Here is a 17,834-nt window from a genome sequence, read left to right as displayed (position 1 = left end):
TAACTTACTAAATAGGTATTCCGCTTCACGAAATTTCTTGCATTAAAGTTTATTTATTCCATTTTTCCTTATTTTTTGATATAATAAATTCAGTCTGTTTTCAAAGGAGAGAACCATGCGTTTTAATCAATTTAGCTATCTTCCGACCACTAGTTCTCAACAATTAGATGAACTAGTAAGTCTTGGTCTGGAATTGTCACCTCAACTGCCCTTAAAAAAGCAATTTGAAGACTTCATCCGTTGGAGTTTTTTCACTTATTCTAACACGGATTATGCCTTATCCACTTTGGCCGCGGATAACGAAACAGATCTATTAACTTTTTTCCAATCAGAGCGTAATTTAACTGCTGATGTTTTCTACACGGTAGTTTTTCAACTTTTAGGGTTTAACTATCTTGTTGACTTTGAGGATGCCGAACAATTCCGTAAAGAAACTGGATTTCCTATTGTTTATGGAGATCTCATCGAAAATCTTTATCAATTGCTCAATACACGAACTAAAAAAGGAAATACGCTCATCGACCAACTTGTTAGTGACAGACTCATTTTAGAAGACAATCACTACCACTACTTTAACGGTAAGAGCTTGGCAACCTTCTCTACTCATGATGTCATTCGTGAAGTCGTCTATGTCGAAAGTCGTGTGGATACTGATAAAGACGGTCTCTCTGACTTAGTCAAGGTCAGCATTATTCGCCCGCGTTATGATGGACAGATTCCTTCAGTTATGACTGCCAGCCCTTATCACCAAGGGACCAATGTCAAAGCTAGCGATAAAGCTCTCTACAAAATGGAAGGAGAACTTGAGGTCAAACCTGCCCACACCATTGAGCTTGAGGAGCCTAAGCTGAATTTAGTCGAGCCTCTCGGCCAAGCTGAACTCGTCTCTGAAGCTGAAGAAAAGTTAGCTCATATCAATAGCTCATACACCCTCAATGACTACTTCCTCCCACGAGGATTTGCCAATCTCTATGTATCGGGTGTTGGTACCAGGGATTCCCAAGGTCTCATGACTAATGGAGACTACCATCAAATTGAAGCATATAAAAACGTGATTGACTGGCTTAATGGTCGTTGCCGTGCTTTCACGGATCACACACGCAAACGTCAAGTCAAGGCTGACTGGTCAAACGGTAAAGTCGCAACGACAGGAATTTCCTATCTAGGGACCATGTCCAATGGACTTGCGACCACTGGTGTTGATGGCTTAGAAGTGATCATCGCAGAAGCAGGTATTTCCTCATGGTACAACTACTATCGGGAAAATGGTTTGGTGACTAGCCCAGGTGGTTATCCAGGTGAGGATTTTGACTCACTTGCTGAATTGACCTACTCCCGTAATCTCCTAGCAGGTGATTATATTCGTGGTAATGGAGCTCATCAGGCAGACTTAGAGAAGGTAAAAGAGAAACTCGATCGCAAGACTGGTGACTACAATCAGTTTTGGCATAACCGCAACTATCTGCTCAATGCTCATAAGGTTCAAGCTGAGGTCGTCTTTACGCATGGTTCTCAAGATTGGAACGTCAAACCTCTTCATGTTTACCAGATGTTTCATGCTCTTCCAACTCATATCAATAAGCACCTCTTTTTCCATCATGGTGCCCATGTCTATATGAACAATTGGCAGTCAATTGACTTCCGCGAATCCATGAATGCCTTGTTAAGTAAGAAATTGTTAGGACTTGACTCAAGCTATCAACTCCCTACTATCATCTGGCAGGACAATACTGAACCGCAAACATGGCAGAGCCTTGACGACTTTGGCAAACAGAATAAACTGCATACTTTCCCACTTGGAACTGAAGAAAAAGTAATTCAAAACCAGTATGATCAAAAAGATTTTGAACGTTATGGAAAGACTTACCAGACCTTCAACACTGAACTTTACCAAGGAAAAGCTAATCAGATCACCATTGACCTCCCAGTAAGTCAAGACATTCACTTAAATGGTCGAGTGGAGCTGAAACTTCGTGTCAAATCAAGTACAAACAAGGGCTTATTGTCTGCTCAAGTCCTCCAACTAGGACAACAGAAGTACCTTCAACCCTATCCAGCGGTTCAATCAGTCCGAACAATTGATAATGGTCGTTACCACATGTTAGAAAATCTCTGTGAACTGCCATTCAATCCAAGTGCTCAACGTGTCATCACTAAAGGCTACCTCAATCTTCAAAACCGAGATGATCTCTTGACAATCGAAGAAATCCAACCAAATGAATGGATGGACTTCAAGCTAGAGCTTCAACCAACTATTTACAAACTTAAGGAAGGAGACATTCTCCGCTTAGTGCTCTACACAACAGACTTTGAGATTACAATTCGAGATAATACAGACTATCACTTGACTGTTGATTTAGCACAATCTACTATCACTATTCCCTCATAAAAGGAGCTATTAACACTTATGAACAAATCTGAACACAGACACCAACTTATTCGTGCCCTCGTTTCAAAAAATAAAATCCATACCCAAGCGGAATTGCAAGCCTTGTTAGCCGAAAACGATATCCAAGTTACACAGGCTACCTTATCACGCGATATCAAAACCATGAACCTTTCAAAAGTACGAGAAGAAGATCATTCTTACTACGTGTTAAATACAGGCTCTATCTCCAAGTGGGAAAAACGTCTTGAAAATTATATGGAAGATGCTCTTGTTATGTTGCGTCCTGTCCAACACCAAGTTATTTTGAAAACCTTACCCGGTTTAGCTCAATCATTTGGATCTGTAATTGATTCCTTGGACTTTCCAGATGTCATTGCAACGCTTTGTGGAGATGATGTCTGCATGATTATCTGTGAGGATGCTACAAAAGCGCAAGCTTGTTTTGAAAGTCTTAAAAAATATGCACCACCATTTTTCTTTGGTGAATAACACAAATCCCGTGATCAAAAAATCACGGGAATTTTTTATTTCTTGGACTGTGTTTCTTCTTTCTTTGTACGTGCTAATCGAAGGGCACGTTTAGGGTTGAGACGATTAAACAATTCTTCTAGTTTCTTTTCATTCCATACATCTGCTGCAGAAACAAAATTTCCATCTGCATCTCGGAATGATATCGGTTTATCTCCCATATCAATCTCCTAGTCTACAAATTCAAACTCAAATTTACCGATGCGAACCAAATCACCATCTTTGGCTCCACGCGCACGAAGGGCTTCATCAACCCCCATACCACGAAGCTGACGGGCAAACTTCATGACTGATTCGTCACGGTCAAAGTTGGTCATGTTAAAGAGTTTCATGAGTTTTTCACCAGAAAGTACCCATGTCGCATCATCATCACGACTAATCTCAAAGGCTTTTTCTTCCTCGTGAAAACCGTAGTACGCCTCTTCTTCCATATCAGACTCATCATAGATTGGAAATTCTGGAGTCTTGTCTAACAATTCAGCTGTCGCATCCAAAAGAGTTGACAAACCTTGCTTGGTCAATCCAGAAATAGGGAAGATGGCTGGAAGTTCCTCAAACTCGTCGTAGTTTGCTGCTAACTTTTCCTTGAAAGTTTTAAGATTTTCCTGACTTTCAGGCATATCCATCTTATTGGCTACGATGATCTGCGGACGTTCCATGAGACGAAGGTTGTAGGATTCCAATTCTTTATTGATAGCAAGGTAATCCTCGTAAGGATCACGTCCTTCGCTAGCTGACATATCGATGACATGGAGGATAACTCGTGTACGTTCGATATGACGGAGAAACTGGGTTCCAAGACCAACACCTTGACTAGCCCCTTCAATCAAACCTGGAAGGTCAGCTACTGCAAAAGATTCACCTGACTGTGTACGAACCATACCCAAATTAGGGACAATCGTCGTAAAGTGGTAAGCACCGATTTTGGGTTTAGCTGAAGTAATGACACTGAGCAAAGTTGACTTGCCGACAGATGGGAAACCGACTAGACCAACATCTGCTAAGATTTTCAATTCCAGTTGCAACTCACGTTCTTGACCTGGCTCTCCATTCTCAGAGATTTCAGGCGCAGGATTTTTTGGTGTTGCAAAACGGATATTCCCACGACCACCTCGACCGCCATGAGCCACGATAAATTCTTGACCATGTGCAATCAAGTCTGTAATGACTTTACCTGTTTCTGCGTCACGTACAGTAGTTCCCTGTGGCACGCGAACACGAAGATCTTCTGCACCACGTCCGTGCATTCCTTTGGTCATCCCCTTTTCGCCAGAATCAGCCTTGAAATGACGGTTATAGCGGAAATCCATCAAGGTACGCAAGCCTTCGTCTACCACGAAAACAACGTTACCACCACGTCCACCATCACCGCCCCAAGGACCACCATTCGGGACATATTTTTCACGGCGAAAGGCAACCATGCCATCGCCACCATTACCAGCCTTGACCTTGATCTTGGCTGTATCTAAAAACATACTCATATTTTCTTCTCACTTTAAAAAGGCTGGGGAGAACCCAGTCATTAGTTATTGTTTCAATCCTCGCAGCTTGCTTAGAATCTGCTAAACGCTCCAAGCGCTGTCGCAAAGATACCAGCAAGGGTTACAAACAACATGATGAGTACGACAACAAGTGTCACTTTCTCAAACAATGTTTTTTTACGTTTTCCATTATCTCCAAAAGCCATAACTTCTCCTTTTCACTTTATAATTCTAGTTTAATAGTCTGTCGAAACCGGTGCAACCACCCATAAAATGATGTAAGCAAGGATTCCTGCTCCATAACAAAATGCAAGAACACCCCAAACAACACGAACAATTGTTGGGTCAATATCAAAATAATGGGCAACTCCTGCACAGACTCCACCAATTATTTGATTTTTTCCACTTCGCATTAATTTTTTCATAGTATTTTCCTCTTATTCTATTATTTGAATTCATCTTTCCAATAATCTCTGATGCTGGATAATTGCTTCCGAGAAGCCCGCAAAATACGCTTAGACTCTTTTACTGGGCTTGTAACAGCCTGTTGGGGTAGATATAAAATCGTTTTCAAAAAGCGCTGACTAACAGGTTTCCCATCATGTAATTCATGTTCAAAGTTATTTGAGATAATGGCATCAAGATAAAACTCATGTACTCGTTTTCCAAAGTTTTCAGCCGAAATTTCGTACAACTTATCCGCCAACTTTTGTTCAGATATATCCGGAGTAGCGATTAAGGCTTCAAGGATGGCCCCTGCTAACTCCTGTTCTCCATAGTAGAGGGTTCCAAACATTTTGTCACTGATCAGGTTATCAAGATAAGGATTGCCATGAGCAATGACGGGTGTTCCACTGGCTAAACTCTCTAGATAAGTTAATCCTTGGGTTTCACTAGTAGAGGCAGAGATGAAGAAATCTGCAGCCTTATAGTATAAAGCTGTCTCACTTGGAGCAATCATCCCTGTAAAAATCACATGTTTTTGCAGGTTTAATTTCACTGCTTGCTCTTTCAGACTGTCCAGATAAGGACCATCTCCAGCAACGACCAGCTTTACTTTATCTTCTTCTTTCAATACTTCAGCAAAAGCATCTAGAACTGCTTGGATATTCTTCTCGTAAGAAATACGCGAAAGGCTCAGTAGCATTTTCTCGTCTTCCTGAATACCTAACTTCCAACGAAGTTCTTGTAAGTTTTCCTGTTTGATCTCAGGTCGTTCAAACTTAGCTAGCTCAATTCCGGTTGGGATGACACGTTTTTCAACCTTCACTTTGTATTTAGATAAAAGGTCCCGAACAATCTCGCTAGGACAGATTACTCCATCTACATCACGAAGGAAACCACGTACCAGATATTTTACCATACTTGGACGAATTAACATCCCCTTAGCAATATAATGCACATAGTCTTCGTACTGGGTATGGTAAGTATGGATAACAGGAATTCTCAATTCTCGTGCAATCCAAATCCCTAATAATCCAAGTGAAAATTCTGTCTGGGTGTGAATGATATCTAGCTGATACTGCTTGGCGATTTCAAGTGCCTTTGTAAAACCTCGATAGGCAAATCGTCGATCTTTAAATGCAAAGAAAGGGACACTCGGAATTCGAATGATTTGCCAATCCTCGTAGCGATTCACATCTTTATCTGTTGTTGTAAAGATAAAAACCGCATGGCCTTGCTTCTCAAGCTCTGTCTTCAAGGTTCGAATACTGGTCGCAACCCCGGAAACCTGAGGAAAATAGGTGTCTGTAAATAAACCAATTCGCATAGATTACCTCACTTTTTACCTAGAGCAGCCTGTTCCCGATAAAATTTTAACCAGATTCCCAGTAAACGCTCTTCCGAATACTGCTTGGATATCCTTTTCGCTTTTTCTTTCAATTCTTTCAATGCTTCAGGATTTTCTTTATATTCTAGGATTGCTTCTCTCATCTCAGAGACATCACTTGTAGCACGATAATCTCCCTCAAGAATGACCTTATACAGGTCCAAATCCCTTAACATAATAGGAGCCTCGCAACTAGCTGCCTCTAAGATGGTCATAGGGAATAGTTCATTATAGCTAGGTAGTAAGAACAAATCAGCTAAAGCATACAGTTCCCGCATCCTCTCCGGTGACACAATACCTGGGAAAATTAGATTTTTAGGTGGATTGTCCATAATCTTCTTATAGCGTTCATAACCATCTGTTATTCCACCAAATGAAAAACCACCAGCCCAGATAAAGGTAATTTCTGGCAATTCCTCCGCAAGACGAATAAAGTCATCAATTCCTTTACGTTTCTGGACCTGACCTGCACCGATAACAACAAACTGTTCTTCAGCTAAATCCATTTCCTGACGAAGTTTTGCTACTTGGTCAGCTGGCAATGGATGCCATTTTTCTTTATTTACAAAGTTTGGAATATAGGTTACTTTTTCACGTGGAATACCCGCAGCAACTAGATCCTCTATAAACATGGGATTAACCACCACCAGGTGTTCCATTCGGTTGTAAAAGGAAAAAACATAGCGTTTGACAATTCCTTTTAGGAAAAATGGAATCTTCAAACTCCCCTCAAGCGTATCAGGCAAAAAATGCACATAGCCAATTTTTCTCCCAGAGCGTTTCTTTTGGAAAGTAGATAAATAATAGGGGAAATCAATGGTATGAAAGTGAGTTACATCCGCTTCTACAGGAAGATTCTCCGTAACAATCAACTGATCTTTGGCATCACGATGAAGGAGACTCACCAATTCACGGTAGGCTCCTGACACTCCTTGACCAGCCACTTTTTCACTTGAACTTAGCATATTAATACGCAATTTTTTGTTTTCCATACTACTCATTATACCATTTTATTTCAAGAAAATCAGTAAAAGAAAGAAGAGACCAGAGGAAAATGGAGGAGCCCCTCTCTTTTCCAATCGTCTCTCGCAATTTTCCAATCGATTACTTAATTCCTAGGGCGATACGCGCATAGCGACTCATTTTTTCAACCGTCCAAGCTGGATACCAGACCAATTTGACCTCGGTATTAGTTACCTCAGGCACATCTGTCATCACATCGTGTATCTGGTCTGTCAAAAGGTCAGCCAATGGGCAGCCCATAGTTGTCAAGGTCATATCAATTTCAGTGTGACCTGTTTCACCATCAAAACGAATTTCATAAATCAAACCTAGGTTGACAATATCAATCCCCAACTCAGGGTCAATTACTTCTTCCAAGGCATTTAAAATACGTGTTTTGATCGTTTCAATTTGCTCTTCTGTATAAGCCATGTTCATCCTCACTCTAATCTTCAATAAAATCACGAAGCGGTTTGCTGCGACTTGGTTGACGCAATTTTCTCAGAGCCTTGGCCTCGATCTGACGGATACGCTCACGAGTTACGTTAAAGACTTTACCAACATCTTCAAGAGTACGCATTTTCCCATCATCTAGCCCGAAGCGCAAGCGCAAGACGTTTTCTTCACGGTCTGTGAGAGTATCCAAGACTTCATCCAACTGCTCACGCAAAACGATTCGAGTTGTGTAGTCTACTGGATTTTCAATCACTTCGTCTTCGATAAAGTCCCCAAGATGGCTATCGTCCTCTTCACCGATCGGTGTTTCAAGCGATACTGGTTCTTGAGCGATTTTCAAGATTTCACGCACCTTGTCAGGTGTCATATCCATACGCTCAGCGATTTGTTCAGGAGTTGGATCTTGCCCCAATTCTTGAAGGAGATTACGCTGTTCACGGACAAGCTTATTTATCGTTTCTACCATGTGGACAGGGATACGAATAGTACGCGCCTGATCAGCGATGGCACGAGTAATCGCCTGACGAATCCACCAAGTTGCGTAAGTAGAAAACTTAAATCCTTTTGAGTAGTCAAACTTGTCAACTGCCTTCATCAAGCCCATGTTTCCTTCTTGAATCAAGTCAAGAAACTGCATACCACGTCCTACATAGCGTTTAGCGATGGATACCACCAAACGAAGGTTGGCTTCCGCAAGACGTTGTTTAGCTTCGATATCACCTGCTTCAACTGCTAGAGCCAATTCTTTTTCTTCTTCGTTGGTCAAAAGAGGAACAACCCCAATTTCCTTCAAATACATACGGACAGGGTCATTAACCTTAGCAGAGGTAGAACCAATCAAATCCTCATCACTGAGCTCTGGCTCTTCTTCTGTACTAAGGACACGCGCACTTGGATTTCCTTCGTTATCAGTGATAGAAATTCCAGCATCCTGAATCCGTTGCAAAAGGTCTTCAATACCGTCTGCATCAAGGGTAAAAGGAATAACCAGACTTGAGTTGATTTCATCATCTGTTGCTGTTCCTGTTTTTTTGTGGTTACGGATAAAATCTGCTACTTGCACATCAAATGTGGTTACTTCTTTTTGTTTTGTTGCCATTATTACTCCATTCTTCTCTTTTGGGAAATCAATCGTTGCAATTCTTCCAAGGCTGTGTCTGTATCTCCTACATGACTAGCTTCCTGCACTTTCTTTTTAATTCGTAAGTTGTCCTTGCTGAGGAGGGCACGGTTTCGAGTTTCTTCGACTTCCGCGAGCTCCTGAGGCGACATCTCAGCTGGCAAATCCAGGCTAAGCACGTGGTACCAGGCATTTTCAACTTCAGGTGTCTGATGAGAAAGTTCCTCTGAGCCGATTTCTCCCTGCTCACTTAATAATTCGTAAAGAATCTGAAATTCTGGGGTATCAAAGAAAAAATCTTCTCTTAATCTGTAGTCATTTAACACAACTGGATTTTCAGCCATCCTATAAAGGAGATGAGCCTCTGCTCTCATGACTGCTGTCAATTGTCGCGTTACAGGTAAACTAATCGCTGCTGGAGGTTGCTCCTCTTTGACTCTCTCCTGCCTCTGAACAATCCGACTTTCATTTACAATCTGCTCCACCTGCTGGTAATCAAAGGAAGGTAGATTATCCGCCAGAATGTGAATATAAGAATTCTGGGCAGTGATAGACTTTTCCTTGGCGATCAAGGGAGCTATTTTTTCAATGAACTCGATTTGTGCCTGCAAGTTATCACTATTTTCTGGCTTGAGCTGGTGTATATAGAACTCTATAGGACTAATCCGAGTCTTGGTTAAGAGGTAGGCCAAATCTTCAGGAGAATTCTTTTGCAAATACTCATCTGGGTCCATAGCATCAGGTACTCGGACAACCTCCACTGAGAAATCTTTTAATTCTTCCAGAGCTTTGGCTGTCGCTGCCTGTCCTGCCTTGTCACCATCATAACTGAGAACAATCTTTTTGGTGAAGCGTTTGAGGTGCTCAACATGCTCCTTACTTAAGGCTGTCCCCATAGAAGCTACAGCATTTTCTATACCAGCACGGTAGGCTGCAATCACATCCATGAAGCCTTCCATCAGATAGAGCTCTGTAATCTTACCTGTTCCCTTTTTTGCCTTGTCCAAATGATACAATTCGTAACTCTTGTTAAAAATTGCAGTCGAACGACTATTTTTATACTTAGCAGTCTGACTATCCGTTTCTTGCCAAATGCGACCTGAAAATGCAATAACCTGCCCCTTGTCATTGGTCAAAGGAAAGATGATCCGTCCGAAAAAAGTATCATAAAACTGATTGCCATCTGACAGATAAAACAGGCCAGAATCCAATAAATCCTTTTCCTCAAACTTGTCAGCCAAACGTTGATAGAGATAGGTTCTCTCTGCTGGAGCTAGTCCAATCTGGAAATGCTTCAGAACATCATCCGTCAATCCACGTTTGTAGAGATAAGCCCTTGCTTCTTCTCCCATCTTGGTCGTCATGAGGATTGCATGGTAAAAACGGGCAGCTTCTTCATGCATATCATATAGAGCTTGTTGAGGGGAAGCTTGTTGAGGACGAGACTGTACCGGCATAGCCAGTTGAATACCGACGCGCTCTCCTAAGAGCTGAACGGCTTCCATGAAGGACACGCCTTGGTATTCTTCGATGAACTTAAAGACATCTCCTGAACGACCACATCCAAAACAGTGATAAAACTGCTTGTCTTCCACGACGTTGAAAGAGGGGGTCTTTTCACCATGAAAAGGACAGAGCCCTAAATAGTTCCGTCCAGCCTTTTGTAAAGAAATCACATCACCTATGACTTCCACAATGTTGGCATTGTTTTTGATTTCTTCAATGACTTGCTTGTCAACCATAAACAATACCTCCATCTTATCATAGTTTCACGTAAACTAGTATAGCTTATTTCTGAAAAAAAGTAAACCATTTCATACGCTTTCCGGAATTCTCTTTGCCATATTTTTCTGGATAGAAAAGGAAGATAAAAAACTCAGAAACACTTTCAGGATTCTAAGTTTTTCTTCACTATTTTTGATGATAATTTAACTCATCTATTCAAATAATTGATAGTAGTCTGAAATTTTCATCTTAGCTTTTTCTTCTTTATTGAGGTCTTGGATGATACGGCCTTCCTTCATGACAATCAGACGATTTCCATACTTGAGGGCGTCTTCCATATGGTGAGTAATCATCAAGGCTGTCAGATGGTCTTTGCTGACAAATTCATCTGTTAACTCCATCAAGGCCACACTGGTCTTTGGGTCAAGGGCTGCTGTGTGTTCATCCAACAAGAGTAACTCTGGTCGTTTCAAGGTTGCCATCAAGAGACTCAGTGCCTGACGCTGACCGCCTGAAAGAAACTCAATCGGAGTGTCGAGATGTTTTTCAAGGCCATTTCCCACTTTTTCAATGGTTGTCTGAAACTCTTCCCGATGACTTGATAGCCTTCTGGGAAGGAGTCCTCTCTTCTCACCACGAAACTTGGCAATCAAGAGATTTTCCGCCACCGTCATACGAGGAGCCGTACCCATTTTAGGATCCTGAAAGACACGAGACAAGTACTTAGCCCGCTTCTCAGGTGAAAAATGCGTCACATCCTCCCCCATGATACGGATACTTCCACTTGTTAAAGGTAGGGTACCTGCAATAGTGTTAAAAAGCGTTGACTTCCCTGCTCCATTTCCACCTAGGATGGTAATGAAATCATGTTCGAAAATTTCAAGAGAAACATCATTCAGAATGATTTTTTCCTCGTCAAAGCCATTCGTAATAACTTTGGTAGCATTTTTTAATTCTACAATTGCTGTCATTTGCTAAACTTGACTCCTTTCAGGTATTTGCTTTTGAAGGTTGGAATCATAAGACAAACTGCCAAAATCAAGGCGCTGTACAAACGCAGATAACTTGTATTAAATCCAAGAGCAATCACTCCCCATACGAGGAACTGATAAGCGATAGAACCTACAACGATAGTCATAAGTCGCTCTGCCAAGGTCAAACTCTTGAACAAAACCTCACCAATAATCAAGCTAGCAAGCCCTACGACAATCACGCCAATTCCTCGAGAAACATCCGCGTATCCTTCTTGTTGAGCAATTAAGGCTCCTGCAAGTGCGATGATTCCATTTGAGAGAACCAAGCCCATGAGTTCCATACGACCCGTATTGATACCAAAGCTACGAGCCATATCAGGATTATCACCAGTAGCGATGTAGGCCTGACCTAGTTTGGTATCAAGGAAAAAGAGCATGAGACCAATAACAAGGGCAACAAAGATAAAACCAGTCAGGAGTTGATTGAGATCTGAATCGAAAGGCAAGACATCCTGAATTTGCTTGGTTCCAAGAAGACCCAGATTGGCACGTCCCATAATCATCAGCATGATGGAATGGCAGGAAGTCATGACCAGAATCCCTGATAAGAGAGTTGGTATTTTACCTTTGGTGTATAAGAGACCTGTTGCCATACCAGCTAGGCAGCCTGCTCCTACTGCAGCCAAGGTCGCTAAAAATGGATTCACCCCTTGTGTTATCAAGGTTACAGCTACTGCTCCCCCAAGAGGAAAAGAACCTTCAGTAGTCATATCAGGGAAATTCAAAATTCGAAAAGTCATAAAAATTCCCAAACCTAAAATCGCCCAGACCATCCCCTGAGAAATAATGGATACTATCATAATCTTTCACTCATCTCTTTCTTTAGTAAAAATGGGAGGAGATGTGTCCAGCTCCTCCTTTATCTTTATTCAATCACTTGTCCTGCTTCTTTTAGAACGGACTCAGGAATGGTGATACCAAGTTCCTGCGCTAGTTTTTTGTTAATCACTGACTTACCAGTTGAAAAGACATTAACTGGCGTATCAGCTGGTTTTTCACCTTTCAAAACTTTGGCAATCATCTTACCAGTAGCCACTCCAAGATCGTGTTGGTCAACTACTACAGATGCTAATCCACCTGCTTCTACCATGGCAGTAGCACTTGGGTAGATTGGCTTTTTAGCTGTTTGGTTGCTTAAAACAACTGTTGAGAATGCTGATGCGATGGTGTTGTCAATTGGAACCCAAATCGCATCGACCTTGCTTGTCATAACATTAACTGTTGAAGCAATTTCGTTAGTCGATGGAACGGCAAATGTTTCGACTGTCAAACCTGCTTTTTCAGCATAAGCCTTGAATTCTTCTACCTGTGTTTTTGAGTTATCTTCACTGCTTGAGTAAAGAGCTCCGATTGTTTTGACATTTGGTGTCAAAGTTTTAATCAATTCCACTTGCTGTTCAGCTGGGTTATGATCTGACACCCCTGTGATGTTGCCACCTGGTTTTTTCAAATCTTTGACCAAGTTAGCACCGATTGGATCTGTAATAGCTGCCATGATAACAGGTAGGTCTTTTGTAGCACTAGCAAGTCCTTGAGCAGCTGGTGTTGCAATCCCAACAACAAGGTCATTTCCATTTGCCACCAATTGTTTACTCATGGTTGCAACCTTGCTCTGATCACCTTCAGAGTTCATAAAGTCGATTTTTACCTGATCGTCCTTATAGCCTTCTTCAGCTAGTCCATCTTGAATCCCTTGGTAAATCAAGTCCAAGGATGGGTGACTAACAAATTGAAGGACACCAACCTTAGCAACCTTTTGCTCTTCCTTAGCTGCTGGCTTGTTCATTGATGAATAAATCAAGCTAGCCACTACCAATACTGCTAATCCAGCGATAATTCCAATCAAACGTTTATTTTTCATTTTTCTTTCTCCTTAATTCTTTTATCTTAACTTTTTAAATCACATCATCAAGCGATGCCATCGTTTAAATTCCATCATCATCCTCCTAATAGAAAAAGTCCTCACACAAAAAACTTGTGTGAGGACGTCGATGCGCGGTGCCACCTCAATTATAGGGACTATCCCTATCGCTCTTTCTCGCATTCACGAGTTGCACTGTAAGGTGTGCTCACCGAATTTTTATGATTTCAAATTCTTTATAACATTCAGCCCAATTTTCATCACTTTCATCTATCTGTTTCCACCAACCACAGACTCTCTTAAAAACTTCAATGATTACTTTCTGAATGTTTAAATTATATCATTTTTCAATTACTTGTCAAGGCTATTTTTAGAATTTTTCAAACAATTCAAAAACTTCCCCTTGAAAAAAGAGGAAGTTTGTAGAATATTAGCCTGAATTACGCAAACCGGTTGCAATTCCGTTGATAGTTGTATGGATTAGTTTTTCTTCGTCTACCGACAATTCACCACGACGTTGACGTTTAATCAACTCCAACTGGATATAGTTAAGGATATTAAAGTAAGGCATACGATAGTTTAGACTGTCTTTTAGGTAGGAATTTTCTGCCAAGAGTTCGTCATAACCTTCGATAGCTAGAATAACGTTCTTGGTCAATTGCCATTCATCTAAAATAGTGTAGTAGATAGCCTGCACTTCTTCATCTTCACAGAGCTTGGCATATTCAAAAGCAATGTTCATGTTAGACTTAGATAAGACCATGTCTACATTGGAAAGCAAAGATTGGAAGAAAGGCCAGTTTTGGTACATATCACGAAGGAACTCGATATTCTTTGGATCTTGATCAATAAACTCTTTAAAGCTTGATCCTACACCATACCATCCAGGGAACATGACACGACTTTGTGACCATGAGAAGACCCAAGGGATGGCACGCAAACCACCGATTTCAGTGATGGTCTTACGAGCTGCAGGACGTGAACCAATGTTGAAGCTTGATATAGCCTTGATTGGGCTTGACTCGAAGAAATAATCATAGAAATGTTCGTTTCCAAAGACCAAATCACGGTAGATATCGTAGCTACGGTCCACTACTTGATCCATGATAGACTCATAATGATTTGAGGTATTGGTATCGCTCTTTTTCTTGGTAATCATACGGTTAATGGCCGCGGATACCAACATTTCAAGGTTATAGTAGGCAGCGTCTTTGTTACCATATTTGTTTCCAATGACTTCTCCTTGCTCAGTCAGACGGATACGGTCCTTGATAGACTTGAGCGGTTGAGATGTAATGGCTTCATAAGTTGGACCACCACCTCGACCAACAGTACCACCACGTCCATGGAAGAAGGTGACCTTAACGCCAAATTCATCCCCGATAGCAGTCAGTTGTTGTTGTGCTTTATAGAGAGTCCAACATGATGATAGATAACCACCATCCTTGTTACTATCAGAGTAACCAAGCATGATTTCTTGGTAGTTGTCTTTTGAAGCAATCCATTTTTTAGCCAATGGAAGAGAGAAATATCTTCTCATGGTTTCTTCCGAGTGATCCAAGTCTTCAATCGTTTCAAAGAGGGGAACAATCTGAACGCGCGCTTTTTGAGCATCAACCAAGCCGACTTCCTTGAGCATGATGGCTAATTCTAGCATATCAGATACACTTGTCGCATGAGAGATGATGGTTTGGCGAATGACATTTTCCCCCAGTTTATCCTTCAACTTGCGAGCAGTTTTGAAGATAGACAATTCTTTCTCAAGCAGTTCTGACTTTTCAGCATGAGTAGCAGAGAGGATACGAGGATCTTCTTCCAACTCTTTTAAGAGGAGGGCGCATTTTTCGTCTTCAGAGAGATCGCTATAATGGTCGTTGATGCCAGCAGATGCTAACAATTCAGCCACACAGGCTTCATGGACACTAGAGTCTTGGCGCATATCGATAGAAGCAAGGTAGAAGCCAAAGATTTCAACGGCTTGCATCAGTTCAACAAATTCTCCTGAAATCAGGTATTCTCCTTTGTTCTCAAGGAGAGAATCTCGAATGGCCAACAAGTCTTGATAAAATTCATCTGCAGTAGCATATCTAGGCTGAAGATCCTTATCTTCAATGAGATAAGCCTTAGTTGCCTGCATCTTAGCTTGGATATCAAAAAGAGCACGACGATAGAGTTCTTTTTCGCGATAAATGGAGTTATCTTGTGACTTCAGCGCCATCTCACGAACTTTATCACTGACATTCACGATACTGGTTGACAGTGAAAATTCACGGTAAAGATTATAAATCTTTTCATCGTAGTAGTTCATGATGACTTCGCACTGAGTCAAGGCTGATTTATTGAGGGTTTCCGCTGTTACGAAAGGATTTCCATCGCGGTCTCCTCCAATCCACATCCCCATAGTAATTGGTTTTGGATGTTGGAGCTCAATTCCTTGTTCTTTAGCTAGTTTCTTATATTCAGCCGTCAAACGTGGCACAGCATTCAGGAATGAACTTTGATAGTACTCCATCACGTTGGTGATTTCGTTGGTTACCTTCAATTTCTTCTCACGAATCATGTCTGTTTGCATGATAATTTCAATGTAACGACGGAGATCCATGTTCCATTTTTCTTTATTAATCAAGCCTAGTTTGACATCACGGTACTTGCGCAAGAGCGTATGGATATGGTTGGTCAAGTCCAGCATACTCTTGCGTTGTACTTGCGTTGGATGGGCGGTCAAGACAGGAACGACATTTAACTTTTCTAAAATTTCAGCTGCATTTTCTTTTTCAGCTACCATCTTTATGGTTGTAGACAATTTCCCTAGATAGTCTTGGTCCACATTGTTCTGGTGGTTAATTTTATAGGCTAAGTCCACATCCTCAGATATATTAATCAAGAGTGGAAGGATAGAGAAATAACGAGAAATGTAAATCATTTCTTCATTGGAAAGGCTAGTCACCAGTTCATTGAGCCCTTGATAGTTTTCATTTGTTGATAATTCCTTCAACTGCATGATTTTTTCAAAGGTCTCTGGCGCTAGCATATTTTTTGTAATATCTTCTAGTAGCTCTGTCAAAATCAAGACTTCTTCTTGGATGACGGCTTTATTACTATAGTTTTCTAATTTCTGAAGAGACATATATTTTTCCTTTCCATACAATCCTTACAGACCCTCAACAGTTTGAGATTCGTATTCTCTAATGAGTTTAGCACGTTTCTCGCTGGCATCGATATTTAATACAAGGGCAATGGCTACGGATAATACTAGGAGACTGTTCCCACCTTGTGAAAGGAAGGGGAAGGTTACCCCTGTAGAAGGAATCAAACCAGAAATCCCACCGATATTGACAAAGATCTGGACAAGAATCATCCCTCCGACACCGATAGCAACCATGGAGTTAAAGGGATCCTTAGCTCGAATACCAACCAAGATGATTCGCAAAATCAAGAAGAAGAGTAAAGCCAAAATCATACTCGCTCCCACGAATCCAAACTCCTCTATAACAATCGAAAATACGAAATCCGTATGGGCTTCTGGCAGATAACCACGCTTCTCGATAGAATTTCCCAATCCCAGTCCGAACCAGCCTCCATTAACCATGGCATAGTAGGAATTTGCAAGCTGGTGTCCTGCACCCGCCAAGTCATTAAAGGGATTAAAGAAGGCACTAAAACGTTTAGCAACATAACCAAATACCGGTATCTGAGAAAATTTTTCAACCCCAACGAGACGAATGACAGACAATACTAAAATTGAACTCCCTGCCAAGAGAGCTAGAATAGTCGAGAACCAACGATAGGCGATTCCACTAACGGTGTACATAATAAGCGCCACCAAGACCAAGATGGTCGCATTTCCCAAGTCGGGGAAAATCCCCAAGCTACCAATCAGAACCAGCAGAACAAAACGCCAGTCGTTAAAAGCTCGAGGTAGCCATTGATTTTGGGTCAACACCTGGAAATCATAAACCGCAATCTCATCTTGCTGTTTTGAAAAACGATGTGCCAGGTACCAGATGATGATAATCTTAAGGTATTCAGCCGGCTGAATCGTTACAGGTCCTACAGAAATCCATCCGTATGCTCCATTGACAGGTGTTCCGACCAGACGCGCTAGGGCTAAAAGAACCATCTCCACAATCATCACGATAAAAATGAGACGTCCATTTCTCAGGAAACCTAATTTTAATTTATAGATTAAGGCAATCAAAACCAAACTAGCTACCCAGAAAATTCCCTGGTTACGTACCAATTGAAAAGCGCTTTTTCCTTCTTCAATTAGGGTTGCACTCGTTGTCGAGTAAACTACAATCAATCCCAAAATCGACAGAAGAAAATAAGGAATCAAAATGGAATAGTTCAGTAGGTGCCTTTTACTAATTTTCATATTTCACCACTCTAATAGGAACAGAGGTGGTT

16 protein-coding genes and 1 other annotated feature are annotated in these 17,834 nt (G+C 41.3%); of the genes, 2 read left to right on the top strand and 14 right to left on the bottom strand.

Features of this window, described 5'->3' with window-relative positions; all coding sequences use genetic code 11:
* Window positions 1–115: 115 nt before the first annotated feature.
* On the top strand, window positions 116–2,389 hold the full coding sequence (locus tag ATE34_RS02905) for a Xaa-Pro dipeptidyl-peptidase (protein WP_061598504.1): 2,274 nt from the start codon (window positions 116–118) through the stop codon (window positions 2,387–2,389).
* A gap of 18 nt (window positions 2,390–2,407) precedes the next feature.
* Window positions 2,408–2,878 carry an arginine repressor gene (locus ATE34_RS02900; RefSeq protein ID WP_001043015.1) on the top strand — a complete coding sequence of 157 codons (471 nt, stop codon included), beginning with the start codon at window positions 2,408–2,410 and terminating at the stop codon, window positions 2,876–2,878.
* Window positions 2,879–2,913: 35 nt separating this feature from the next.
* Here ATE34_RS02900 and ATE34_RS02895 read toward each other — a convergent pair whose 3' ends face one another.
* From ATE34_RS02895 to ftsW, 14 genes are all read right to left on the bottom strand, one after another.
* Window positions 2,914–3,078, bottom strand: a complete 165-nt coding sequence (locus ATE34_RS02895) for a hypothetical protein (protein WP_000502578.1) — start codon at window positions 3,076–3,078, stop codon at window positions 2,914–2,916.
* 9 nt (window positions 3,079–3,087) lie between these two features.
* Window positions 3,088–4,398 carry a GTPase ObgE gene (gene obgE / locus ATE34_RS02890; protein ID WP_009730069.1) on the bottom strand — a complete coding sequence of 437 codons (1,311 nt, stop codon included), beginning with the start codon at window positions 4,396–4,398 and terminating at the stop codon, window positions 3,088–3,090.
* Between the two features lie 71 nt (window positions 4,399–4,469).
* Window positions 4,470–4,604, bottom strand: a complete 135-nt coding sequence (locus ATE34_RS02885; RefSeq protein ID WP_000863851.1) for a DUF4044 domain-containing protein — start codon at window positions 4,602–4,604, stop codon at window positions 4,470–4,472.
* A 30-nt stretch (window positions 4,605–4,634) separates the two neighbouring features.
* Window positions 4,635–4,823: a PspC domain-containing protein gene (locus ATE34_RS02880; protein ID WP_000735791.1), complete on the bottom strand. Its 189-nt coding sequence runs from the start codon at window positions 4,821–4,823 to the stop codon at window positions 4,635–4,637.
* 20 nt (window positions 4,824–4,843) lie between these two features.
* On the bottom strand, window positions 4,844–6,169 hold the full coding sequence (locus tag ATE34_RS02875) for a glycosyltransferase family 4 protein (RefSeq protein WP_084911030.1): 1,326 nt from the start codon (window positions 6,167–6,169) through the stop codon (window positions 4,844–4,846).
* Window positions 6,170–6,177: 8 nt separating this feature from the next.
* On the bottom strand, window positions 6,178–7,221 hold the full coding sequence (locus tag ATE34_RS02870) for a glycosyltransferase family 4 protein (RefSeq protein ID WP_180382661.1): 1,044 nt from the start codon (window positions 7,219–7,221) through the stop codon (window positions 6,178–6,180).
* Window positions 7,222–7,333: 112 nt separating this feature from the next.
* Window positions 7,334–7,663 (bottom strand): metal-sulfur cluster assembly factor, encoded by a 330-nt coding sequence (locus tag ATE34_RS02865; RefSeq protein WP_061598633.1) that lies wholly within the window; start codon window positions 7,661–7,663, stop codon window positions 7,334–7,336.
* Between the two features lie 13 nt (window positions 7,664–7,676).
* Complete coding sequence (gene rpoD / locus ATE34_RS02860) at window positions 7,677–8,786, bottom strand: RNA polymerase sigma factor RpoD (protein WP_000201893.1); 1,110 nt, start codon at window positions 8,784–8,786, stop codon at window positions 7,677–7,679.
* Between the two features lie 2 nt (window positions 8,787–8,788).
* The gene (gene dnaG / locus ATE34_RS02855) at window positions 8,789–10,549 is read right to left on the bottom strand and encodes a DNA primase (RefSeq protein WP_084911029.1); all 1,761 of its coding nucleotides are present in this window, start codon (window positions 10,547–10,549) and stop codon (window positions 8,789–8,791) included.
* A gap of 195 nt (window positions 10,550–10,744) precedes the next feature.
* The gene (locus tag ATE34_RS02850) at window positions 10,745–11,503 is read right to left on the bottom strand and encodes an ABC transporter ATP-binding protein (RefSeq protein WP_000125426.1); all 759 of its coding nucleotides are present in this window, start codon (window positions 11,501–11,503) and stop codon (window positions 10,745–10,747) included.
* The gene (locus ATE34_RS02845) at window positions 11,500–12,366 is read right to left on the bottom strand and encodes an ABC transporter permease (RefSeq protein ID WP_000637252.1); all 867 of its coding nucleotides are present in this window, start codon (window positions 12,364–12,366) and stop codon (window positions 11,500–11,502) included. Before ATE34_RS02845 ends, ATE34_RS02850 begins: the two co-directional genes overlap by 4 nt.
* A 65-nt stretch (window positions 12,367–12,431) precedes the next feature.
* Window positions 12,432–13,427: a tryptophan ABC transporter substrate-binding protein gene (trpX, locus tag ATE34_RS02840; RefSeq protein ID WP_061598511.1), complete on the bottom strand. Its 996-nt coding sequence runs from the start codon at window positions 13,425–13,427 to the stop codon at window positions 12,432–12,434.
* A gap of 117 nt (window positions 13,428–13,544) precedes the next feature.
* Window positions 13,545–13,761: a binding site (T-box leader), on the bottom strand.
* A 96-nt stretch (window positions 13,762–13,857) separates the two neighbouring features.
* Window positions 13,858–16,554, bottom strand: coding sequence for a phosphoenolpyruvate carboxylase (ppc, locus tag ATE34_RS02835; protein WP_084911028.1), 2,697 nt, complete (start codon window positions 16,552–16,554; stop codon window positions 13,858–13,860).
* A gap of 24 nt (window positions 16,555–16,578) precedes the next feature.
* Window positions 16,579–17,802, bottom strand: a complete 1,224-nt coding sequence (ftsW, locus tag ATE34_RS02830; protein ID WP_000703349.1) for a cell division peptidoglycan polymerase FtsW — start codon at window positions 17,800–17,802, stop codon at window positions 16,579–16,581.
* Between the last annotated feature and the right edge of the window lie 32 nt (window positions 17,803–17,834).

Source organism: Streptococcus oralis subsp. tigurinus, from assembly GCF_002093545.1.
Lineage (GTDB): Bacteria > Bacillota > Bacilli > Lactobacillales > Streptococcaceae > Streptococcus > Streptococcus oralis_C.
Note: the sequence above shows the minus strand (reverse complement) of the source record. Positions and strands in the feature narration are given on the sequence as shown.